This window comes from Arthrobacter sp. U41 (genome assembly GCF_007679325.1).
Classification (GTDB): Bacteria; Actinomycetota; Actinomycetes; order Actinomycetales; family Micrococcaceae; genus Arthrobacter.
Genome location: NZ_VEGI01000006.1, coordinates 99563 through 120335, shown reverse-complemented (window position 1 = coordinate 120335; position 20773 = coordinate 99563). Strand labels below are relative to the sequence as shown.

Annotated in this window: 19 protein-coding genes; 3 read left to right on the top strand and 16 right to left on the bottom strand. The window is 68.0% G+C overall.

Annotation, left to right across the window (positions count from 1 at the left end):
- Positions 1 to 346 precede the first annotated feature (346 nt).
- The 7 genes from FS787_RS15985 to dxr form a co-directional block, all read right to left on the bottom strand.
- Positions 347 to 1234 (bottom strand): GNAT family N-acetyltransferase, encoded by an 888-nt coding sequence (locus tag FS787_RS15985; protein ID WP_144674127.1) that lies wholly within the window; start codon positions 1232 to 1234, stop codon positions 347 to 349.
- Entirely contained in the window at positions 1197 to 2363 is a 1167-nt protein-coding gene (gene ispG / locus FS787_RS15980; protein WP_056432543.1) for a flavodoxin-dependent (E)-4-hydroxy-3-methylbut-2-enyl-diphosphate synthase, read from the bottom strand. The genes FS787_RS15985 and ispG overlap by 38 nt, the downstream gene beginning before the upstream one ends.
- Positions 2364 to 2415: 52 nt before the next feature.
- The gene (locus tag FS787_RS15975) at positions 2416 to 2709 is read right to left on the bottom strand and encodes a YciI family protein (protein WP_056432544.1); all 294 of its coding nucleotides are present in this window, start codon (positions 2707 to 2709) and stop codon (positions 2416 to 2418) included.
- Between the two features lie 53 nt (positions 2710 to 2762).
- A complete protein-coding gene (locus FS787_RS15970; protein WP_144673914.1) occupies positions 2763 to 3281 on the bottom strand; it encodes a hypothetical protein in 519 nt (172 codons plus the stop codon).
- Positions 3257 to 4045: a MarR family transcriptional regulator gene (locus tag FS787_RS15965; protein ID WP_313959661.1), complete on the bottom strand. Its 789-nt coding sequence runs from the start codon at positions 4043 to 4045 to the stop codon at positions 3257 to 3259. The genes FS787_RS15970 and FS787_RS15965 overlap by 25 nt, the downstream gene beginning before the upstream one ends.
- 145 nt (positions 4046 to 4190) lie before the next feature.
- A complete protein-coding gene (locus tag FS787_RS15960; RefSeq protein WP_144673913.1) occupies positions 4191 to 5522 on the bottom strand; it encodes an RIP metalloprotease in 1332 nt (443 codons plus the stop codon).
- Between the two features lie 33 nt (positions 5523 to 5555).
- The gene (gene dxr / locus FS787_RS15955) at positions 5556 to 6740 is read right to left on the bottom strand and encodes a 1-deoxy-D-xylulose-5-phosphate reductoisomerase (protein ID WP_144673912.1); all 1185 of its coding nucleotides are present in this window, start codon (positions 6738 to 6740) and stop codon (positions 5556 to 5558) included.
- 144 nt (positions 6741 to 6884) lie between these two features.
- Here dxr and FS787_RS15950 point away from each other — a divergent pair, with 144 nt between their 5' ends.
- Entirely contained in the window at positions 6885 to 8402 is a 1518-nt protein-coding gene (locus tag FS787_RS15950) for a lipase maturation factor family protein (RefSeq protein WP_144674125.1), read from the top strand.
- 144 nt (positions 8403 to 8546) lie between these two features.
- Here FS787_RS15950 and FS787_RS15945 read toward each other — a convergent pair whose 3' ends face one another.
- From FS787_RS15945 to FS787_RS15935, 3 genes are read right to left on the bottom strand one after another with little or no spacing between them, the layout of a single operon-like run.
- Positions 8547 to 10079: a tripartite tricarboxylate transporter permease gene (locus tag FS787_RS15945; RefSeq protein ID WP_144673911.1), complete on the bottom strand. Its 1533-nt coding sequence runs from the start codon at positions 10077 to 10079 to the stop codon at positions 8547 to 8549.
- Complete coding sequence (locus FS787_RS15940; RefSeq protein ID WP_144673910.1) at positions 10072 to 10593, bottom strand: tripartite tricarboxylate transporter TctB family protein; 522 nt, start codon at positions 10591 to 10593, stop codon at positions 10072 to 10074. Before FS787_RS15940 ends, FS787_RS15945 begins: the two co-directional genes overlap by 8 nt.
- Positions 10594 to 10595: 2 nt before the next feature.
- Positions 10596 to 11624 carry a tripartite tricarboxylate transporter substrate binding protein gene (locus tag FS787_RS15935; protein ID WP_144673909.1) on the bottom strand — a complete coding sequence of 343 codons (1029 nt, stop codon included), beginning with the start codon at positions 11622 to 11624 and terminating at the stop codon, positions 10596 to 10598.
- 172 nt (positions 11625 to 11796) lie between these two features.
- On the opposite strand from FS787_RS15935, the gene FS787_RS15930 reads away from it, so the two are divergent.
- Together FS787_RS15930 and FS787_RS15925 are read left to right on the top strand one after the other, a co-directional pair.
- Entirely contained in the window at positions 11797 to 13377 is a 1581-nt protein-coding gene (locus FS787_RS15930; protein WP_144673908.1) for a sensor histidine kinase, read from the top strand.
- Positions 13374 to 14108, top strand: a complete 735-nt coding sequence (locus FS787_RS15925; RefSeq protein ID WP_144673906.1) for a response regulator — start codon at positions 13374 to 13376, stop codon at positions 14106 to 14108. The genes FS787_RS15930 and FS787_RS15925 overlap by 4 nt, the downstream gene beginning before the upstream one ends.
- Before the next feature lie 183 nt (positions 14109 to 14291).
- On the opposite strand, the gene FS787_RS15920 is transcribed toward FS787_RS15925, so the two are convergent.
- The 6 genes from FS787_RS15920 to FS787_RS15895 form a co-directional block, all read right to left on the bottom strand.
- A complete protein-coding gene (locus tag FS787_RS15920; RefSeq protein WP_144673904.1) occupies positions 14292 to 15125 on the bottom strand; it encodes a CoA ester lyase in 834 nt (277 codons plus the stop codon).
- Between the two features lie 4 nt (positions 15126 to 15129).
- Positions 15130 to 15678: a MaoC family dehydratase gene (locus tag FS787_RS15915; RefSeq protein WP_144673902.1), complete on the bottom strand. Its 549-nt coding sequence runs from the start codon at positions 15676 to 15678 to the stop codon at positions 15130 to 15132.
- A complete protein-coding gene (locus FS787_RS15910; RefSeq protein ID WP_144673900.1) occupies positions 15675 to 16436 on the bottom strand; it encodes a CoA transferase subunit B in 762 nt (253 codons plus the stop codon). Before FS787_RS15910 ends, FS787_RS15915 begins: the two co-directional genes overlap by 4 nt.
- Before the next feature lie 3 nt (positions 16437 to 16439).
- Positions 16440 to 17264, bottom strand: coding sequence for a CoA transferase subunit A (locus tag FS787_RS15905; protein WP_144673898.1), 825 nt, complete (start codon positions 17262 to 17264; stop codon positions 16440 to 16442).
- 38 nt (positions 17265 to 17302) lie between these two features.
- Positions 17303 to 18466, bottom strand: a complete 1164-nt coding sequence (locus FS787_RS15900; RefSeq protein ID WP_144673895.1) for an acyl-CoA dehydrogenase family protein — start codon at positions 18464 to 18466, stop codon at positions 17303 to 17305.
- Between the two features lie 64 nt (positions 18467 to 18530).
- The gene (locus FS787_RS15895) at positions 18531 to 20768 is read right to left on the bottom strand and encodes a biotin carboxylase N-terminal domain-containing protein (RefSeq protein WP_144673893.1); all 2238 of its coding nucleotides are present in this window, start codon (positions 20766 to 20768) and stop codon (positions 18531 to 18533) included.
- Positions 20769 to 20773 lie beyond the last annotated feature (5 nt).

Sequence of the window (20773 nt, the reverse complement as noted above, 5' to 3'; positions counted from 1 at the left end):
CAACCGGCACAAGAGTCTAGGTACTAATCTACCGTCAGCCCGGACGCAGAAGAGCCACGCCATAACTGACGGAAGCCCCTGGCCGTCTCCGGCTGGTCATCCTGTCATGGCGTGGCTCCGCGGCCCCAGCACCGCCAAAGTCCTGGCTGTGAGTTCCGTTGTGTTGCCCTCCAGGGCGTCTGCACCCCCGGCTGTTGCTCCCGGGGAAACACGTGCCCAAGCGACACGGCTAGATCGAACCTATGTGACGCGCGACACGAAAACAAGAGTCCGCACCCAGATATTTTCCGTGTGGCCAGTGTTACCACCGGGATAGAAGAGCACTGAAGTTAAAACCGTGCCGGAGTTAGAACAGTACGGTGGCGAACGTGCCGACCTGGCGGAAACCCACCCGGTCATACGTCGCCCTCGCCCTGGTGTTGAAGTTGTTCACGTAGAGGCTGGTGACCGGCGCCCGGGTTTGGGCCAGGACCACGACGGCGGCCATGTATCCGGCGCTGAGGCCCTGGCCCCGGAGGGAGGGGTTCATCCACACGCCCTGGACCTGCGTCACCTCCGGGGTGACCGCGCCAAGTTCCGCTTTGAAGACCACCTCGCCGGCGGCGTCGAGGTGGACCAGGGAATGCCCCTCACGGATGAGCCCCTTGACCCGGCGGCTGTAGTACTCCCGGCCGCCCAGGTAGGGGGAATAGCCCACTTCCTCTTCGAACATCGCCGCACACGCGGGCAGTATTTTATCGAAGTCCGCCAGCTGGCCAAAGCCCAGCTGCGGATTCGGAGCCACGGCGGGCGGCCCGGCAATCGTCAGCAGCGGCTGGTCCTCGCGGATTTCATGGGCCGCCTGGCCGAACTGTTCCAGCCCCTCGTACAGGGCAAGCACCGAGTCGGCAGGACCAAAGATGGAGGCGTACCGGCGGCCCGAGCGGTGCGCGGCGAGTGCAACCGCGCCGGCAAGCTCCGGGCCCAGCTGTACCGGCACCAGGTTCGCGCCGGCCCAGCAGGCCCCGAGGAGGGTGCCGCCGTCGAACACGCCAAGGATGCTGGCGCCGCCGGCGGTGGGAGCCGCCGAACCGGCCGACTCCAGATGGGACAGGATAAAGACATTGGCCACGGCGTCCTGCCGGGCCAGGTCCCGCAGCTGGGAGGTGTCCGATCCCCCCAGGGTCCGGACGGCGACGCCGGTTCCGGCGCCGTCCTTACGAGACGCTAACCACGGGGCTACCCTTGACAGCATCTTCGCCATCGGCCTCCCCCATCTCTTCGGCGATACGCATGGCCTCTTCGATCAGTGTCTCAACAATCTGGCTTTCGGGAACAGTCTTGATGACCTCGCCCTTCACAAAGATCTGGCCCTTGCCGTTGCCCGACGCGACGCCCAGATCGGCTTCGCGGGCTTCGCCCGGCCCGTTCACGACGCAGCCCATCACGGCAACGCGCAGCGGGATCTCCATGCCTTCCAGCCCGGCGGTGACCTGCTCGGCGAGCGTGTACACGTCCACCTGGGCGCGGCCGCAGGACGGGCAGGAGACGATCTCGAGCTTGCGCGGGCGCAGGTTGAGCGACTGCAGGATCTGGTTTCCCACCTTGATCTCCTCCACCGGCGGCGCGGAGAGGGACACGCGGATGGTGTCACCGATGCCGCGGGAGAGCAGTGCACCGAAAGCCGTGGCCGACTTGATGGTGCCCTGGAACGCGGGACCGGCCTCCGTGACGCCAAGGTGCAGCGGCCAGTCGCCCTGTTCGGCGAGCATCTCGTAGGCGGCAACCATAATCACGGGATCGTTGTGCTTGACCGAGATCTTGAAGTCGTTGAAGCCGTGCTCTTCGAACAGCGAGGCCTCCCAGACGGCAGATTCCACGAGGGCTTCCGGGGTGGCCTTGCCGTACTTCTTCAGGATGCCGGGCTCCAGCGATCCGGCGTTGATGCCGATCCGGATCGAGGTGCCGTGGTCCTTCGCCGCGCGCGCGATCTCCTTGACCTGGTCATCGAACTTGCGGATGTTGCCGGGGTTCACGCGGACGGCGGCACAGCCTGCCTCGATGGCGGCAAAGACGTACTTCGGCTGGAAGTGGATGTCCGCGATCACCGGGATCTGGGACTTCTTGGCGATGATCGGCAGCGCCTCGGCGTCGTCCGCAGACGGGCAGGCGACGCGCACGATGTCGCAGCCGGACGCTGTGAGCTCGGCGATCTGCTGCAAGGTGGCGTTGATGTCCGTGGTGGGCGTGGTGGTCATCGACTGCACGCTGATGGGCGAATCGGAACCGACGCCCACCGAGCCCACCTTGATCTGGCGGGTTTTGCGGCGGGGCGCAAGGACGGGGGGCGGTGCTGCAGGCATTCCCAGGCTGACCGAGGTCACATGGACTCCTTGTATCGAAGTAGGTGTAGCGAAGTAGGTCTGGCGGGGCTGGTCAGGCGGCGTGGCCGGCCAGGAGGCCGGTCACAGGTGCCCACACCATGGTGCGGGTACCTGAGATGGCACCGGCGGAGGCGAAGGGATCCTGCTTGAGGACCTCGTTCAGGGCCTGCTCGTCGGCGGCCTTGAAGATGAGCAGGGCACCGGCGCCGTCGCCGTAGGGGCCGCTGGCGAGCAGCGTTCCCTCCTGGGCAAGTCCTGCGGTCCATTCGCGGTGCGCGGGGCGGGTGGCGTCGCGGGCTTCGGAGGATTCGGCGTCGTAGACGTACTCAACAGCAAAAACAGTCATATGGATACACTATCGCTCCGCCGGGCAGGTACCCATCCGGGCGCCTGCCGCGGTCAGCCCAGGAAGAGCACTTTGGCCAGGGCTGCGACGCCGGCGGCCCACAACAGGGAGGTGAGGGTGCCGATGATGAACCGCTCCGCGGCAACCGGCGTCTCCTTCAGCTCGGCAAAGCGGCCCAGTCCCTTGATGGCAACCACGTAGGCGATGGCCACCGGTTCGCCGGCGAGAATGGCGAGGCAGACCGCCAGCCGCTCCAGCACACCGATGATCGCGCCGCCGCGCAAAATCCGCACGCTGCTGACCGAGACGGTCGCCGAGCCTGCCGCCGAAGCCGCAGGGCCGGCGTCGGAACTGCCGCTGCCGGAAGTAGCGGTGCCGGAAGTAGCGGTGATGGAAGCGCCGGCGGTCGGGTGGTCGACGGTGACATCCGCCGCGGGGTCATTGGCCGGGTCGGCGGCGCCGGCGTCGGCCCTGTCGTCGATGGTGCGGGCGAGCCGGAAGACCAGGGCGGTTACGGGCCAGCCGACGAAGCCGGCAGTGAGCAGGGTCAGCGTGATCCAGAGCGCGTCCACCGGTCTCCTTCTGTACTGTCCCGGGGGCGGGAATCCGGGTGCCGGCCCACGCCCGCATCCCGGGCCTGGTCCGCAGGTTGCTCGCCAGCGTCGCCGGTGCCGGTGATTGCTTCATGGGCGAAGGACAGCAGCATTTCCGCCGCCGGCCTCGCGGCCCATTCTTCCTGCCAGCCGGAGCGCAGCAGCGCACGGCTCACCGATTGTTCGGTAATTCCCAGTTCCTTGGCAGCGATTTTCTGCGTGCCGTGTGTGCCGGAGTGGCCGTGCTGCACCGAGCGCAGCACATCCACGACCTTCCATTGGGCGGCAGTCCGGTCCTGGACGAGCCGCCCGATCAGCCGCAGCACCGCCTCGGCATTGGCGCAGGCGCGGGCGCCGGCAGATCCTGCGGGCGACGGCGCGGCCGCTCCGCGGCGCAGTCCTCCGGAGACAATGGCCAGCGGCACATGCGCTGATCCGGACTTGGCGTTCTCGACGGCCACCCGCGCGGCCACGAAGGCCGGCCCGGAGCCTTCCCTCGGGCTGGCAGGCAGGGGCCGGTCCACCGCCCCCACCCCGATGCCCACGTACCAGCGTCCGCTTCTCAGGGCGTGCAGTGCAATGTCGACCACTTCGTCCGGGCGCTCCACGACGCCTTGGACCTCGTCTCCCACGGAACGCTCGAAGCGCCCGGCCGTGGACAGCCCGGTCAGCTCCGCCAGGAGGCCCGGGACACGGTCCACGTCGGCGCTGCTGCCGCGCTGGTCGATGGTCATCACGTACATAGCCCCACCCTAAAGGGCTGATCTTAGATAATCAATCACTTTCAATTGATTACTAAAAATAAGTCACAATAGGCTGATATTGAGAAATCAGCACAATCCGGTTGGCCCGGGAGGGCGCCTGCGCAGGACCGCCGAAGCCGCCAGGTCAGCCGAAGAGGTTGACGGGCTTGACGATGTCCGCGTAAATCAGCAGGGCGCCCATGCCCATCAGCAGCACCGCCACCACGTAGGTCACCGGGAGCAGCTTGGCGATATCGAAGGCGCCGGGGTCCGGGCGGCCGAAAAGCTTGGCGATCCTGCGGCGGGCCCCTTCGTACAGCGCGCCGGCCACGTGGCCGCCGTCGAGCGGCAGCAGCGGAATGAGGTTGAAGACGGCCAGGGCGAAGTTGAGGCCGGCCAGGAGCCCCACCAGGGTCGCCACCCGGGACTGCATGGGAACCTGTTCCATGGCGGCGACCTCGCCGGCAACCCGCCCCACCCCCACCACACTGATGGGTCCGTTGGGGTCGCGGGGCGCCTCGCTGAACGCGGCCTCCGCGACGCCGGCCACCCGGGCCGGCAGGTTCAGGACGACGCCGGTGATCTGCTTGATGTTTTCGCCCGCCATCGGCAGGACCGTCGACGCCGGCTGCGGCACCAGGGCGGTCTGCGCGCCGATGCCCAGGAAGCCGACGTCCTGGTACTGGAGGGTGCCGTCGTCGTTCTTGGCCTGGCGTCCGTCGTCGCCCACTACGGGACGCGCGGAGAGGACCGGCGTGACAGTGGTGGTGACCGGGACGCCGTCGCGCTCCACGGTGATTCTGACCTGCTTGTCCGCGGACGCGCGGATCCAGCCGGTGAGTTCTTCCCAGCTGGTGACGGCCTTGCCGTCGAAGGAGGTGATGACGTCGTTGGGCAACAGGCCCGCGGCGGCGGCGGGCGTGAGCTTGCAGTCGGCGGAGTCCGGGTCCACGGTTTCGCCGGCGGCCACCTGGCATTTGGAGACGTCGGCGATGGTGGTGGTCTGAGTGGCGATGCCGAAGCCCATCAGCAGCACGGCCGTCAGCGCGAGTCCGATCAGCATGTTCATGGCCGGCCCGCCCAGCATCACAACGATCTTCTTCCAGACCGGCAGCTTGTAGAAGACGCGGTTGCCGTCGGCGGGGCCGACTTCCTCGTGGGCCAGCGAGCGGGCGTCCGAGGCCAGGGACTGGAACATGCCGGTGCTGGAGGGGCGCACCGTGCCGTCGTCCTTGTTCGGCGGGTACATGCCGATCATGGAGACGAAGCCGCCCAGCGGAATGGCCTTGAAACCGTATTCGGTCTCGCCCTTCTTGCGGGACCAGAGCGTGGGCCCGAAGCCGATCATGTATTTGGTGACCCGGACCTTGAAGAGCTTGGCCGGCAGCAGGTGGCCCACCTCGTGCAGGGCAATGGACACGGCGATGCCGCTCGCCACAAAGACGACACCGAGGATAAAGAGGAGGACGGGGCTCATGCTTGACTCTGCTGCTTCCTAGAAACTGGCAAACTAGACACTTCTGACGGCTAAACGTTCGTGGGTGCGGGCGCGTGCCCATCTTTCAGCATCCAGCACGGAGTCCACCGTCAGCCCGGAGGATCCTGAGTGTTCGCTGAGGACTGCTTCGATGGTATCGACGATGTCGGTGAACCGGATCCGGCCGGCATGGAACGCCATGACGGCTTCCTCGTTCGCGGCGTTGAAGACTGCCGGGAAGGTGCTCCCCTGCCGGGCGGCGTCCTTCGCCAGTCCGACGGCGGGGAACGCCCCGGTGTCCAGCGGTTCGAAGGTCCAGCTGGTGGCCTGGGTCCAGTCGCACGACCGGGCCGAGCCGGGGACGCGGTCCGGCCAGCCCATGCCCAGGGCGATGGGCAGGCGCATATCCGGGGGTGAGGCCTGGGCGATCGTGGAGCCATCGATGAACTGGACCATCGAGTGGACCACGGACTGCGGGTGGACCACAACGTCGATCCGGTCCAGGGGGATGTCGAAGAGCAGGTGCGCCTCAATCACTTCAAGGCCCTTGTTGACCAGGCTGGCGGAATTGGTGGTGACCATCAGCCCCATGTCCCAGGTGGGGTGGGCCAGGGCATCCTGCGGGGAAACATCGTGCAGCTCCTCGCGGGTCATGCCGCGGAAGGGACCGCCGGACGCCGTGAGGATAAGCCGGTCCACCTCGGCCGCGGAACCGGAGCGCAGGCACTGGGCGATGGCCGAGTGTTCCGAATCCACCGGGACGATCTGCCCCTCCCGGGCCGCGGCCTTGACCAGCGCGCCGCCGACAATCAGGGATTCCTTGTTGGCCAGGGCCAGGGTGGCGCCGGACTTAAGTGCGGCCAGGGTGGGCGCCAGGCCGATCGAGCCGGTGATGCCGTTGAGCACCACGTCGGCCTCGATCTCCGCGATCCGGGTGGAGGCGTCCGGCCCGGTGATGATCTCGGGACCGTAGCCGGTCACGCCGGCCGCGGCGGCGGCGGCGTCGATCATTGCCTTGAGGGCGTCCGCGTCTCCGGACGCGACGCCGACGGCCCCGGCGCGGGTGTGGACGGCCTGCCGGGCCAGGAGGTCGAGGTTGCCGCCGCCCGCGCTGAGCGCCACCACCTCGAAGAGGTGCGGGGCACCGTCGACGACGTCAATCGCCTGCGTGCCGATGGAACCGGTGGACCCGAGGAGGACAATCTTGCGCGGCTGCATGATTCAAGTATCCCGCACGCGGCAGGTGCCCCGGTGTGCCAGTCGAGGTGGCATGTCGCGGCAGTGTCGGCACGGACACTGCCGCGACGTGCCAACTCGACGCCCGCCGTTGACGCCGCGGACCGCTGGCGTAACGTGGGATTCGTGGAGTGGACCGCCTGGTTCGACGCGCCGGAGTACGAGTTCGCCCGGCAGGTGCTCCAGCGCGGCGTCGCCGCCGTGTTCCTGGTCGCTTTCCTGTCCACGCATAACCAGTTCCCGGCCCTTCTCGGCGAGCGCGGGCTGTTGCCTGTGCCGGATTTCGTGGCCCGCTCAGGCCGCCTCCGCCGGCCCACCCTGTTCAGCTGGCGGTACTCGGACCGGCTGTTGCGCGCGGTGTGCTGGGCCGGGATGGCGGTTGCCGCCACGCTTGTCCTGGGCCTGCCGCAGCTTGGCCCGCCGTGGGTTCCCATGCTGGCGTTCCTGGCGCTGTGGCTGTTGTACATGTCGATCGTCAATGTGGGGCAAACGTTCTATGGCTTCGGCTGGGAGATGCTGTTGCTGGAGGCCGGGTTCATTGTGGCCTTCCTCGGCTCCGACCAGACTCCCCCGCCGCGGACCATCCTGATCCTGCTGGCCTGGCTGGTGTTCCGCCTCGAGTTTGGCGCGGGCATGATCAAGATCCGCGGCGGCCGGGAGTGGCGTGACCTGACGGCCCTGTACTACCACCACGAGACCCAGCCGATGCCCGGGCCGCTCAGCCGGCAGGCCCACCTGCTGCCCAAGGCGTGGCACCGGCTGGAGGTCCTCGGCAACCATGTCGCCCAGCTGGTGGTGCCGTTCTTCCTCTTCGCCCCGCAGCCGCTGGCCAGTATGGCCGCGGGGATCATCATCTTCACCCAGCTCTGGCTGGTGGCGAGCGGGAACTTCGCCTGGCTCAACTGGATGGCGATCCTGCTTGCCTTCGCCGCGGTCAGCGACCCGGTGGCGCACGCCCTCGTCCCGGCCATCCCGCTGGACTGGCATGCTGCGGCGGGTGCGGGAGCCGCGGACGGCGGGGCGGCCGGCGCTGCGGACCCGGCTGCGGCGGCGGCTGCGGCGGGCAGCCAGGCGCCGGTCGCGTGGCTCGTGGTGGTACTGGTGGCCACGGTGTTACTCGTTGTGCTCAGCTACCGGCCCGTCGAGAACCTGTTCTCCCACTACCAGCTGATGAATGCCAGTTTCAACCGCTGGCAGCTCGGGAACACCTACGGCGCCTTCGGCACTGTCACCAAGCAGCGGATCGAAATCGCCGTGGAAGGAACCCTCTCCGCGGAGCCCGACGACACCGCGGAGTGGCGGGAATACGGCTTCCGCGGCAAGCCCGGTGACGTCCGCCGCATCCCGCGCCAGTGGGCGCCCTACCACCTGCGCCTCGACTGGCTGATGTGGTTCCTGCCGCTGCGCACCGTCCACGAGGAGTGGTTCTACGCCTTCCTGGCCCGGCTCCTGGAGGCCGACCGCCCCACCCTTCGCCTATTGCGCCATGACCCGTTCGACGGCGCCCGGCCCCGCTGGGTGCGTGCCCGCAGCTACCTGTACCGCTTCGCCACCCGGGCTGAGTTCCGCGCCACGGGCCAGCGCTGGATCCGGGTTCCGCTGCACGAATCCATCCCTCCGCTGTCCCTGCCGCCGGAGGACTGAGCCACCAAAGGAATGAGCCGCCTGAAGGGCTGAGCCGCCGGAGGACGGGTCCCGGCCGAAAAAGCTCTGTCCCGTTCGACACAAATGGCCGGAACGGTGGTCACCATTCCGGCCATCTGTGTCGAATCAGCGGTGCATCCGCGCCTACACGGACAACTCGTCTTTCACCGGCGCGGCCTCCAGCGAGGCCTGCCGGCGGCGAAGCCACCACGAGCCCACGAAGATCAGGGCCATGGAGACATACACGATCACCGCGAACGGCGAGGAGAACAGCGCCGCGGGATCGTTCTGCGACAGCTGCAGCGAGCGCCGCAGCTGCACCTCGAACATCGGCCCGAGGATCATCGCCACCACCATGGGCGCCACGGGATAGCCGTAGCGGCGCATGAAGTAGCCCAGGATGCCCACCACCAGCAGGATCCCCACGTCGGCCGCCGCGAAGTTGACCGAGAACGCGCCCAGTGCCGCGAAGACCAGAATGCCCGCGTACAGGTAGGGCCGCGGGATCTGCAGGATTTTCACCCACAGGCCCACGAGGGGCAGGTTCAACACCAGCAGCATCAGGTTTCCGACGTACAGGGAGGCGATCAGGGTCCACACCAGCGCGCCCTGGTTTTCGAAGAGCAGGGGCCCGGGCTGGATCTGGTAGCGCTGGAACGCCGTCAGCATCATGGCCGCCGTCGCCGTCGTCGGGATACCGAGCGTCAGCAGCGGGACCAGGACGCCGGCGGCCGCGGCGTTGTTCGCCGCTTCCGGACCGGCCACGCCCTCGATGGCACCCTTGCCGAACTCTGCCTTGTTCCGGCCCTTGGCCAGTTTCCGTTCCGCGGCGTAGGACAGGAACGTGGAGACGTCCGCGCCGCCGGCCGGCACCGTGCCGATCGGGAAGCCGATGAAGGTGCCCCGCAGCCACGGCTTCCAGGACCGCTTCCAGTCCTCCTTGGACAGCCAGGCGTTCTTGCCTTTGCTGACCGGGATGACCTCGACCGGCCCGTGCCGCAGCTTGGAGGCCACGTACAGGGCCTCACCGAGGGCAAAGAGCCCCACAGCCACCAGGACCATGTCGATGCCGTCCACCAGGGTGGGGTTGTCGAAGGTGAAGCGCTGCTGGGCGGTGCTGTCGTCGATGCCGATCATCCCGATGAACAGCCCCAGGGACAGCGACGCAAGGCCGCGCAGTACGGAGGCGCCCAGCAGTGCACCGACGGTGAGGAACGCCACCACCATAAGCGCCACATAGTCCACGGGTCCCAGGCCGACGGCCAGTTGCGCGACCACCGGCGCCAGGAAGGACAGCAGCACCGTCGCGATGGTGCCGGCGACGAACGAGCCGATCGCCGCCGTCGCCAGTGCCGCGGCGCCCCGGCCCGCCTTGGCCATCTTGTTGCCCTCGAGCGCGGTGACGATCGAGGACGACTCCCCCGGTGTGTTGAGCAGGATGGAGGTGGTGGAGCCGCCGTACATGCCGCCGTAGTAGATGCCGGCGAACACGATGAGGGCGGCCGCGGGGTCCAGCGCGTAAGTGATGGGCATCAGCAGCGCGACGGTCATCGCCGGACCGATGCCGGGCAGCACGCCGACGGCGGTGCCGACGAAGACGCCGCCCAGGGCGTACAGCAGGTAGACCGGCTGCAGCGCCGTCGAGAAGCCCTCCAGGAGCATCATGAAGCTATCCATTGAAGAACGGCACCCCCTCAAGCAGCGGGCCCGGCGGCAGGGATACGCCCAGCAGCCCGCCGAAGACGTACTGGAGAACGAGCGCCAGCACCACGGAAATGATGACCGCCTTCCAGAGCGGCTTGGCCTCAAGCGACCAGGCCGCCCCGCTGAACAGCACGGCGGCGGCAACGGGCCAGCCCGCAGGTTCGATCAGGAAGATGTGGAGCACCACAAAGCCCACGAGTTTCGCCAGGGCCACCCAGTCGGTTTTGGCGGTGACGTCGAGGTCTTCGCTTTCCTCGGCCTGGCCCACCTTGCCGCGGAACACCTGGGCGACGATTCCGGTGCCCACAATCACCAGCATGCTGCACACGATGTACGGGAAGGCCCGCGGGCCGATGCCGGTTTCCGACGGCGGGATCGGGATGGACCCCGCCGTCAGGAGGCCGGCCACGCCCACGCTGACGAACACCAGGGCGAAGAGGATCTCCCCCGTGGGCCGCCTGGCGGGGGTGCTGACTTGGACGGACATTGTTACTTGACCAGGCCGATCTCAGTCAGTGTGGTCTTGACCTTGGCGATGTCCTCCGTGAGGAAGGTCTTGAACTCGTCGCCGGCGAGGAAGGCGTCGGACCAGTTGTTCTTGGCCAGGGTGGCCTTCCAGGCTTCGGTGCCGTGCAGTTTGGTGACTACTTCGGTCAGCTTCGCCTTTTGTGCGTCGTCGATGGAGCCGGGGGCCACCACGCCGCGCCAGTTGGTCAGCACAACGTCGACGCCCTGGTCTTTCAGGGGCTTGACGCCCGGCAGGGCCGGCGCCTCGGACGTGCCGGAGACGGCGAGCGCCCGCACCTTGCCGGCCTTGACCTGCTCGGCGTACTCCCCCACGCCGGAGATGCCGGCCTGGACCTTGTTGCCGAGCAGCGCGGCAATCGATTCGCCGCCGCCGGAGTAGCCGATGTAGTTCAGTTTGTCGGATTCGACGCCCTGGGACTTGAGGATCTGGCCGGCCAGGATGTGGTCCGCTCCGCCGGCCGAGCCGCCGGTGATCGATACGCCCTTGCCGTTGGCCTTGATGTCATCCACGAGGTCCTTCACGGACTGGTACTTGGACGACGCCGGGACCACCAGGACCAGCGGCTCCTCGGTCAGGCGCGCAATGGGGGTGGTGTCCTCCAGCCGGGTCTTGGCGGCGTTGGTCTCCACGGCGCCCACCATGACGTAGCCCATCACCATGAGGGTGTTGGCGTCCTTCTCGGTGGCCAGCTTGGCGAGGCCGTTCGTTCCGCCGCCGCCGCCGATATTGCTGACCTGGGCGGAGGTGACCAGTTTGTTGGACTGCAGGTCCTGCTGCATGGCACGGCCGGTCTGGTCCCAGCCGCCGCCCGGGTTGGCCGGAACGATGATGCTCAGCTTCTTGATCTGGTCCGCGGAACCGTTCTGGCCGGACGCGCCGCTTGCGCCCCCCGCACAGGCGGACAGGGCGAGGACGACGCCGGCCGCCCCGGCCACGAGAGCGGCCCGGCGGGTGAAGTTGGGCCGGGTGAAATTGGAGTGGGAGGTCATGGTTTCTCCTAGTAGAAATGTGATGCACGTCATCGGAATCACTTCCCAGAGACTAGGAGCGGACCGGGGCGGGGGCCAGAATTTGGCCATAGAGGTAGTAGTGGTCATATTGGTCACAGCCTGGAGCCCCGGTTTGGGTCCGGAGGCGGCGGCCGGATGGGAAACTTGTGACATGGTTCACAGGATTCCCTTACGCTTCCAGCTGGTGGCGCTGCAGCTCGGTATTGTGCTGGCCGTCCTGACGGCAGTGGGGGCCGTGACCATCCGCATGCAGGAGCAGCAACTCCGGGACGCGTACAAAGGCCGGCTGATCGGAGTGGCGGAAAGTGTGGCCCGGCTGCCCTCCGTGGTGGATGCCCTCGGCACGCCTCAGCCGGCGCAGACCATCCAGCCCATCGCCGAAGTCATCCGCCAGGCCTCGAATGTCACCTACGTGGTGGTGACGGACCGCGACGGCGTCCGCCAGTCGCACCCGAACCCGGCGGAAATCGGCCGGCCCGTGTCCACCGACCCGTCGGTGCCGCTCTCCGGCGAGATCTACGTCGGCACCCAGACAGGGACGCTGGGTGAGTCGTGGCGGGTCAAGGTTCCCATCTTTGCCCCCGACGGGACCGTGATCGGCTCGGCCTCGGTCGGCGTGCTGGAACGGACCCTGGCCGAGGACCTCTACGAGGATCTGCCACAGCTGTTCGGCTGGCTCCTCGGAGCGGCACTCCTCGGGTCGCTGGGGGCGATGTACATCTCCAAACTCGTGTGGCGGCGGATCTACAAGCTGGAGCCGGAGGACATCGCCGCCCTGCTGGAGACCCGCGACGCAATGCTCCACGGCCTGGGCGAGGGGCTCGTCGCCGTCGACGCCGACGGGAAGGTGGCGCTCGTCAACGACGAGGCGCGCCGGCTGCTGGGCGTCGGCGAGGAAATCACCGGACAGCCGGCCAGCGAATGCCTGGAACCCGGGATCCGCGCGCTCCTCGCCGCCGGATCGTCCACCGAAGAACTGGTGCTCTCCGGCGAACGGATCCTGCTGGGCAAAGTGAACGACGCCACGGTGGACGGCCGGGAAGTCGGCAAAGTCCTCATTCTCCGCGACCGGACCGAACTCCACACGATCCTCCGCGACCGCGACGGAGCCCTGGACGTGACCCAGGCGCTGCGGGCCCAGGCCCACGAATTCGCCAACAAACTGCATGTGATCTCGGGCCTCCTGGAGCTCGGCGAGCAGGCCAAGGCCGTGGAATACCTGGGCCGCAGCCACAGCGACGCCGCCTTCGTCAACCGACCGCTGGCCGCAGGAGTCACCGATCACGACGTCCGGGCGCTGCTGATTGCCAAGTCCACGGTCTGCGCGGAGCGCGGCGTGGAAATTCTGGTGGACCCGGATTCGGTGTGCACCCCGGACGGGACCGGCGACGTCATCACGGTGCTGGGGAACCTGATCGACAACGCGGTGGACGCCGCGGGCTACGACAGCACCGTTGCGGTCCGGCTTGAGGAAACTGCCGACGGCGAACGCACCATCACGGTTGAGGACGACGGGCCCGGTGTCCCCGAGCCGGAGCGGGCCGCCGTCTTCGAGGCCGGCGTCACCACCAAGCAGGCCGAGGGCATCAACAGCCGGGGCTTCGGCCTGGCCCTGGTCCAGCGCGTGGCGCGGCGCCGGGGCGGCGCGGCGTCGGTGTCGCCGTCCGCGCTGGGCGGAGCCTGCTTTACGGTGGTACTCCGGACAAAAGAGGCGGAACTGCAGAAACTATGAGCTCGATTCGCACCCTCATCATTGACGATGACGTGGCAGTGGCAGGGATCCACCACGGGTTTCTGCTGGCCCGCGGCGGCTTCGACGTCGTCAGCCTGGCCCACACCGGGCAGCAGGGCCTCGACCTGGCGGCGGAGCTGCGGCCCGAACTGGTCCTGCTGGACATCCACCTTCCGGACATGTCCGGCCTGGATGTGCTGCAGCAGCTCCGCGGCCGCCAGCAGCCCCTGGACGTCCTGGTCATCACGGCGTCGCGGGAGCTGGACACGGTCCGCGGCGCCATGGCCGGCGGCGTCCTGCACTATCTGGTCAAGCCCTTCACGTCCCAGGCCCTGAACGAGCGGCTCGACGAGTACCTGCTTCTCCGCCGGGAACTTGCCGCGGGCGGGGCGGCCGGGCCGCTAGACCAGGACAGCATCGACCGGCTCGTTGCGCCGACCCGCCGGGCCTCCGCAGCGGACCCGGTTGCCGGGCCGGCGGCAGTGCCGGCGGCCGTCGCGCCGGTGAGGTTGCCGAAGGGCCTTTCACGGCCGACGCTGGACGCCGTCATCGAGGCGCTCAAGTCAAGCCCGGAGGACGTCTCGGCAGCCGGGATGGCCCTTCAGCTCGGACTGTCGAGGGTCAGCGCCCGCCGCTACCTCGAGTACCTGGTCATCCACGGCTTCGCAAGGCTCACGCCCCGCTACGGTGCTGCCGGGCGGCCGGAAAACCGGTATCTCTGGAAACGCTGAGCATGTCCGGCGTTCGCGACCGGCACGGAGCATGCTCATTCGTCGCTGCGGAACACCACGCAGGGTCGGGCCGGGGAGCACCATTCGACGCAATTGGCCGCTATTCGCCTCATCAAAGTGGCCATTCGTGGGGAATCGACGACGGTTCCGGCCTGGGAACCTAGCGCCGGAACGTTCCCGAAGCTAGTGCCCGGCGCGCCGCAGAGTGGATGCGGCGTGCTTGAGGATGGGCCCGTCGATCATCTTGCCGTTGAACTGGAAGACGCCCGAGCCTGCCGCGGCGGCGGCGGCCAGTAATTCCGTGGCCGCGGCAACCTCGGCCTCGGACGGCGCATAGGCCCCGCGGACCACAGCCACCTGGTTCGGGTGGATGCATGCCTTGGAACCGAACCCGGAGGCGACGCCGTCGCGGGCTTCGACGGCGAGGCCGGCGAGGTCCGGGATGTTGACGTAGACCGAATCGACGGCTTCCTTGCCGAATGCGCGCGCGGCCAGCAGCACGGTGGAGCGGGCGTGGAGCGCGACCGCACGGTAGGCGCCGTCGTCCGTCCTGCTGGAGGTGCCGCCGAGCGAGGCCAGCAGATCCTCGGCGCCCCACATCAGCGCGACCACATTGGGTTCGGCCGCGATGGCGGCGGCGTTGACCACGCCCAGCGCCGTCTCGCAGAGCGCGATGACGCTGTAGCCCTCAAGCTCCTTGAGCTGGGCGGCACTTTCGGCCTTGGCCAGCATGATGTGCCGGTAGGGGGTGTGTTTGAGGCAGTGCAGGTCCTTCTCGAACTCTTCCGTGCCGGCTGGGTTGATCCGGACGATCGTGCGGCTCGGGTCCAGTTCGGGGACATCCCCGGTGGCGCCCAGCTGGGCGAGGATTGCGCCGCGGGCCCGCTGTTTGTCCGCCGGCGCGACGGCGTCCTCGAGGTCCACGATCACGGCGTCGGCGCGCTCGGCGGCCTTCTGGTACCGCTCGGGGCGGTCGGCGGGGCAGAACAGCAGGGCGGGGCCCATCAGGAAGCTCATGATTCTATTCTGCCCTTTTGTGCGCGCTGCGGGCCTCGGAATGCGCGTCCCGGGTCCACATCAGGCAGCTGCGGGTGGCGAGGGCCACCACCTTGCCGTCCTGGTTCCGGCCGGTGTGCTTCATGGTCACGATCCCCTGGCCGGGCCGCGAGGAGGACAGCCGCTTTCCGGTCACCACGGTCTCCGTGTACAAGGTGTCGCCGTGGTACATCGGGTGCGGGAAGGACACATCCGTGAGCCCCAGCTGCGCGATGATGGTGCCCTGGGTCAGCTGCGGGACGGACTGTCCCACCACCGTGGCCAGGGTGAACATGGAGTTCACCAGGCGCTGGCCGAAGGGCTGCTCCGCGCTCCACGCGGCGTCAAGGTGCAGCGCCTGCGTGTTCATGGTCATGGTGGTGAAGAGGACGTTATCCGCCTCCGTGACCGTCCGGCCGGGCCGGTGCGCGTAGACCACGTCCTCCTCGAGCTCGTCGAAGTAAAGTCCGCGCTGCTCAATGACGCGCGGTTCGATGACGCGCGGTTCAGCCGCATGCTGGGAATCAGTTGTCATACCGTCAGTTCCTGGTCTTCCTCGAAGAGCTCGGCGCCGGTGGCCGCAGCCACGTCCTCGGCGGTCACGTTGGGGGCGAGTTCGCGCAGCACCAGCCGGGACTGTCCGGCTTCGGTCACGACGTCGATCACCGCGAGGTCCGTGATGATCCGGTCCACACAGGCCTTGCCCGTCAACGGCAGCGTGCACTCCTCCACGATCTTGGGCCGGCCGTTCCGGTCCACGTGTTCCATCATCACGATCACCTTCTTCGCGCCGAACACCAGGTCCATGGCGCCGCCCATGCCTTTGACCATCTTGCCGGGGATCATCCAGTTGGCCAGGTCGCCGTTCCGGGCCACTTCCATCGCGCCGAGCACCGCGACGTCCACATGCCCGCCGCGGATCATCCCGAAGGAGGCGGCGGAGTCGAAGAACGCGGCCCCCTTGTTGACCGTAACGGTTTCCTTGCCGGCATTGATGAGGTCCGGATCCACCGCGTCTTCGGCCGGATACGGCCCGACGCCGAGAATCCCGTTTTCGGAGTGCAGCACCACTTCGACGCCGGCGGGGATGTAGTTGGGAATGAGCGTGGGCATGCCGATGCCGAGGTTGACGTACTGCCCGTTGTGCAGCTCCCGCGCCACCCGCGCGGCCAGTTCGTTGCGCGTCCACCCCTTGCTCTCCACACCGGCGGGGTGCTCGACGGCGGCGGGCCGGTATTCGTGGCGGATCGCCTCGGGCCGGGGCGGGGCGCCGGGCAGGCTGTTGGATTCCATGGCCTAGGCTCCTGACGGGTAGGTTGTGGGGGCTGCAGTGGAGGTAGCGGCAGGTGCGCCTCCGGAGGACGACGCTGCAGACAGGGCCACCGTCCGCTTCTCAATCCGCTTCTCGACGTCCGGCGCGAGCACAATGCGCTGGACGAAGATGCCGGGAATGTGGACGTGTTCGGGGTCCAGTTCGCCAGGCTCCACGAGCTCCTCCACCTCGGCGATGGTGATCTTCCCGGCCATGGCGCAGAGCGGGTTGAAGTTCATCGCGGTGGCGTGGAAGACCAGGTTGCCGTGGCGGTCGCCCTTCCAGGCGTGCACCAGGCCGAAGTCGGGGGTCAGCGATTCCTCGAGGACATAGTCGGCGCCGTGGAAGCTGCGCACCTCCTTCGCCGCCGAAGCGATCGCGATGGTGCCGTCGGCGTCGTACTTCTGCGGCAGGCCGCCGTCGGAGACCTGGGTGCCGACGCCGGCCGGGGTGTAGAACGCCGGGATCCCCGCCCCGCCGGCACGCAGCTTTTCGGCCAGCGTGCCCTGCGGGGTGAGGACCACCTCGAGTTCGCCGGCGAGGTACTGCCGGGAGAACTCCTTGTTCTCCCCCACGTAGGAGCTGATGGTGCGGCGGATCCGGCCGTCCTTCAGCAGGATCCCCAGCCCCCAGTCGTCGACGCCGCAGTTGTTGCTGACGGTCTCCAGGTTCGTGGACCCGCGCTGATGCAGGGCCTCGATCAAGGTCACCGGGATGCCGCACAGGCCGAACCCGCCGACGGCGAGCGAGGCGCCGTCGTGGATGTCCGCCACGGCCTCGGCGGCGCTGGCAACAACTTTGTTGATCATCGTTGATCCTTCCCTCGGCGGTTGCGGCCAGCGGGCGGTTAGAGCCCCAGTTCGCGGGCGATCAGCATCAGCTGGACCTCCGTGGTGCCCTCGCCGACTTCAAGGATCTTGGAGTCGCGGTAGTGGCGCGCCACGGTGAATTCGTTGATGAAGCCATAGCCGCCGAACACCTGGGTGGCGTCCCGCGCGTTGTCCATGGCTGCCTCGCCTGCGACCATCTTAGCGATGGCCGCCTGCGTCTTGAACGGCTTGCCGGCGAGCATCCGGGCGGCCGCATCGTAGTAGGCCAGCCGTGCGGTGTGGGCGCGGGCTTCCATGCGGGCGATCTTGAAGGCGATGGCCTGGTACTTGCCGATGTTCTGTCCGAACGCGCTGCGTTCCTTGGCGTATTTCACCGACTGGTCCACGCAGCCCTGCGCGGCACCAACGGCCAGCGCCGCGATCGCGATCCGGCCCTCGTCCAGGATGGACAGGAAGTTCGCGTAGCCGCGGCCCTGCGTGCCGAGGAGGTTTGCCTCCGGGACATGGACGTTGTCGAGCGTCAGCGGGTGGGTGTCCGAGGCGTTCCAGCCGACTTTGTTGTAGGCCTTCTCCGCCTTGAAGCCCGGGGTGTCGGTGGGCACCAGGATGGTGGAGATTTCCTTCTTGACGCTGCCGTCCGAGCGTTCCTCCTGGCCGGTCACCGCGGTGACGGTGACAAGCCGGGTGATGTCGGTGCCGGAGTTGGTGATGAACTCCTTGTTGCCGTTGATGACCCACTCCCCGCCGCCCAGCTTGGCGGTGGTTTTGGTGCCGCCGGCATCCGAGCCGGCTTCCGGCTCGGTCAGGCCGAAGCCTGCGAGCGCCTTGCCGGAGGCCAGCAGCGGCAGCCACTCCTCTTTCTGGGCGGCGTTGCCGAAGCGGTGGATCGGCATGGCGCCGAGGGAGACGCCGGCCTCCAGGGTGATCGCGACGGACTGGTCCACGCGGCCCAGCTGTTCGAGGGCGAGGGCCAGGGCGAAGTAGTCGCCACCCATGCCGCCGAATTCCTCCGGGAAGGGCAGGCCGAAGAGGCCCATGTCCGCCATCTGGGAGACCACCTCGTAGGGGAAGCTGTGCTCCTCGTCGTGCTTGGCGGAGACCGGAGCCACCACTTCGTCGGCGAACTGGCGGACGGTGTCGCTGAGGTCCTGGTAATCCTCGCTGAGTTCAAAATCCGGCATGGTGACTCCTTTGTCTGTGGTGCTGTCTGTGGTGCTGTCTGGGAATTGTGGTCTGGTGTTGGAGCTATTCCGCCGCGCCCATGGCGATGACGGCTTCTTCGATGGTGTCCTCGGCTTTCGAGGGTTCGGCCGAGAGAACAGCGGGGTGGATGGTGGCGAGGACCTGGTCTGCCTTGACCAGGTCGCCGGAGGCGATGCTGATGTGCACGGTCCCGTCCAGCGGCGCCGTGAGCTGGTGTTCCATCTTCATGGCCTCCACCGCGAGCAGGACCTGGCCGGCGGTGACGGCGTCCCCGTTGCTGACGGACACGGACACCACCGTGCCCGGCATCGGCGAGCGCACCGCGGGGTCCGCGGCGCCTTCCTCGCGTTCGACGGCGGCCAGCACCCGGGCAAGCCGGGTCTCACGGGTGAGCACTTCGAGCTTGCAGGACCAGCCGTCGTTCCCGAGGAAAAGTTCGGTGGGGACGCCCGGCGTCGGCTTGTCCCAGGTCGGTGTAACGGGACCGGTGTAGACGGGCGCAAGACGGTAGATCCGGGCTGTGCCGTCCAGGGTCAGCACCATATCGTTGCGCCGCCGGAACTGCAGGGACGCCCGGCGCTGCGGGCCGTCGCCGACCGCCACGGTCACTTCAGCCGAGGTTGCGCTGCCGTGAACGTAAACGGAGGCCACGCCGCCGCCTGGTGTTCCTAGACTGACCATTCGTGGAGCCTGAGCGCCGAGACGCCAGCCGTCCCGCCGCCGCCACGGTCCGTCAACGGCAGCGGTGTTGTGCTCCTCCATGGCCAGGGCATACACAGCGGCGGCGACCAGTTCGAAGTCGTCCACACGCCGGAAGCCGAAATCGGGCATCTTCCGCTCGATCAGGCCGGTATCGAGCCGCCCGGCCCGGACGTCGGCATCGTTGATCAGCAGGCGCAGGTATTCGACGTTGGTGTCGACGCCCAGCGCCGTGTGCCCGGCGAGCGCCTCGTCCAATGTATCGAGGGCTGCCGTGCGGTCCTCACCCCACGCGATGACCTTGGAGATCATCGGGTCATAGCTCGACGAGATCTCAAGGCCCTCCGCAAGGGCGGAGTCCACCCGGACGCGGCCCTGGCTGGCCACGACCTCGGTCCGTTCGGGGGCGCTTGGCCGTGGTGCGGGGCCGGGTAGCTCGTCCAGCAGGAGGACATGTCCGGTGGACGGCATGAAGTTCTTCTCCGGCACCTCGGCGTAGACGCGCGCCTCCACCGAGTGTCCGGTGAGGACGACGTCGTCCTGCCGGACGGTGAGTTCCTCGCCTGTGGCGATGCGGACCTGCCATTCGACCAGATCGACACCGGTGACCATTTCGGTAACGGGGTGTTCGACCTGCAGGCGGGTGTTCATCTCCATGAAGAAGAATTCGTCCGGGGCGTTGTCGGAGACGAGGAATTCCACGGTGCCGGCGCCGCTGTAGTTGACGCTTCGGGCGGCGTTGCAGGCGGCCTCGCCCAGACGCGCCCGGATTGCCGCGCCGTCGGGCAGGGATTCCAGCAGCGGGGACGGGGCTTCCTCGATGACCTTCTGGTGGCGGCGCTGCAGTGAGCACTCGCGCTCCCCCAAATGGATGACGTTGCCGTGGTTGTCCGCGAGGACCTGGACCTCGATGTGCCGCGGCGTGAGCACAAGCCGTTCCAGGAACAGGGTGTCGTCGCCGAAGGCGCTGGCCGCGACCCGGCGGGCGGTCGCCAGGGTGGCTTCGAGGTCCTCGGGGCGTTCGACGATGTGCATGCCCTTCCCGCCGCCGCCGGCGGAGGGCTTGATCAGCAGCGGGAAGCCGACGCCGGCCGCGGCCTCCATCAGCTGGGCGTCCGTCATGCCGGGTTCGGCGATGCCCGGAACCACGGGAACGCCGTAGCCGGTGACGTGGTTTTTGGAGCGGATTTTGTCGCCCATGACGTTGAGGGATTCGACGCCGGGACCGATGAAGGTGATCTCGGCCTTTTCCAGGGCCCGGGCGAAGTCGACGTTCTCGCTCAGGAAGCCGTAGCCCGGGTGGACGGCTTCGGCGCCGGTGTCGCGGCAGGCCTGGATGATGGCCTCGACCTTGAGGTAGCTCTCGGCCGCCGCGGCGGGGCCGATCCGCACGGCGACGTCGGCCTCGCGCACGTGGCGAGCTCCGGCGTCGGCGTCGGAATAGACGGCCACCGAACGGATGCCCAGCGCGCGAAGGGTGCGGATGACGCGGCAGGCGATCTCGCCGCGGTTCGCGACGAGCACGGTGCCGAAGAGGGGTTTGGCGCCCTGCAGCTGCTGGGGAGTGGAGGTTGTAGTCACTTCTG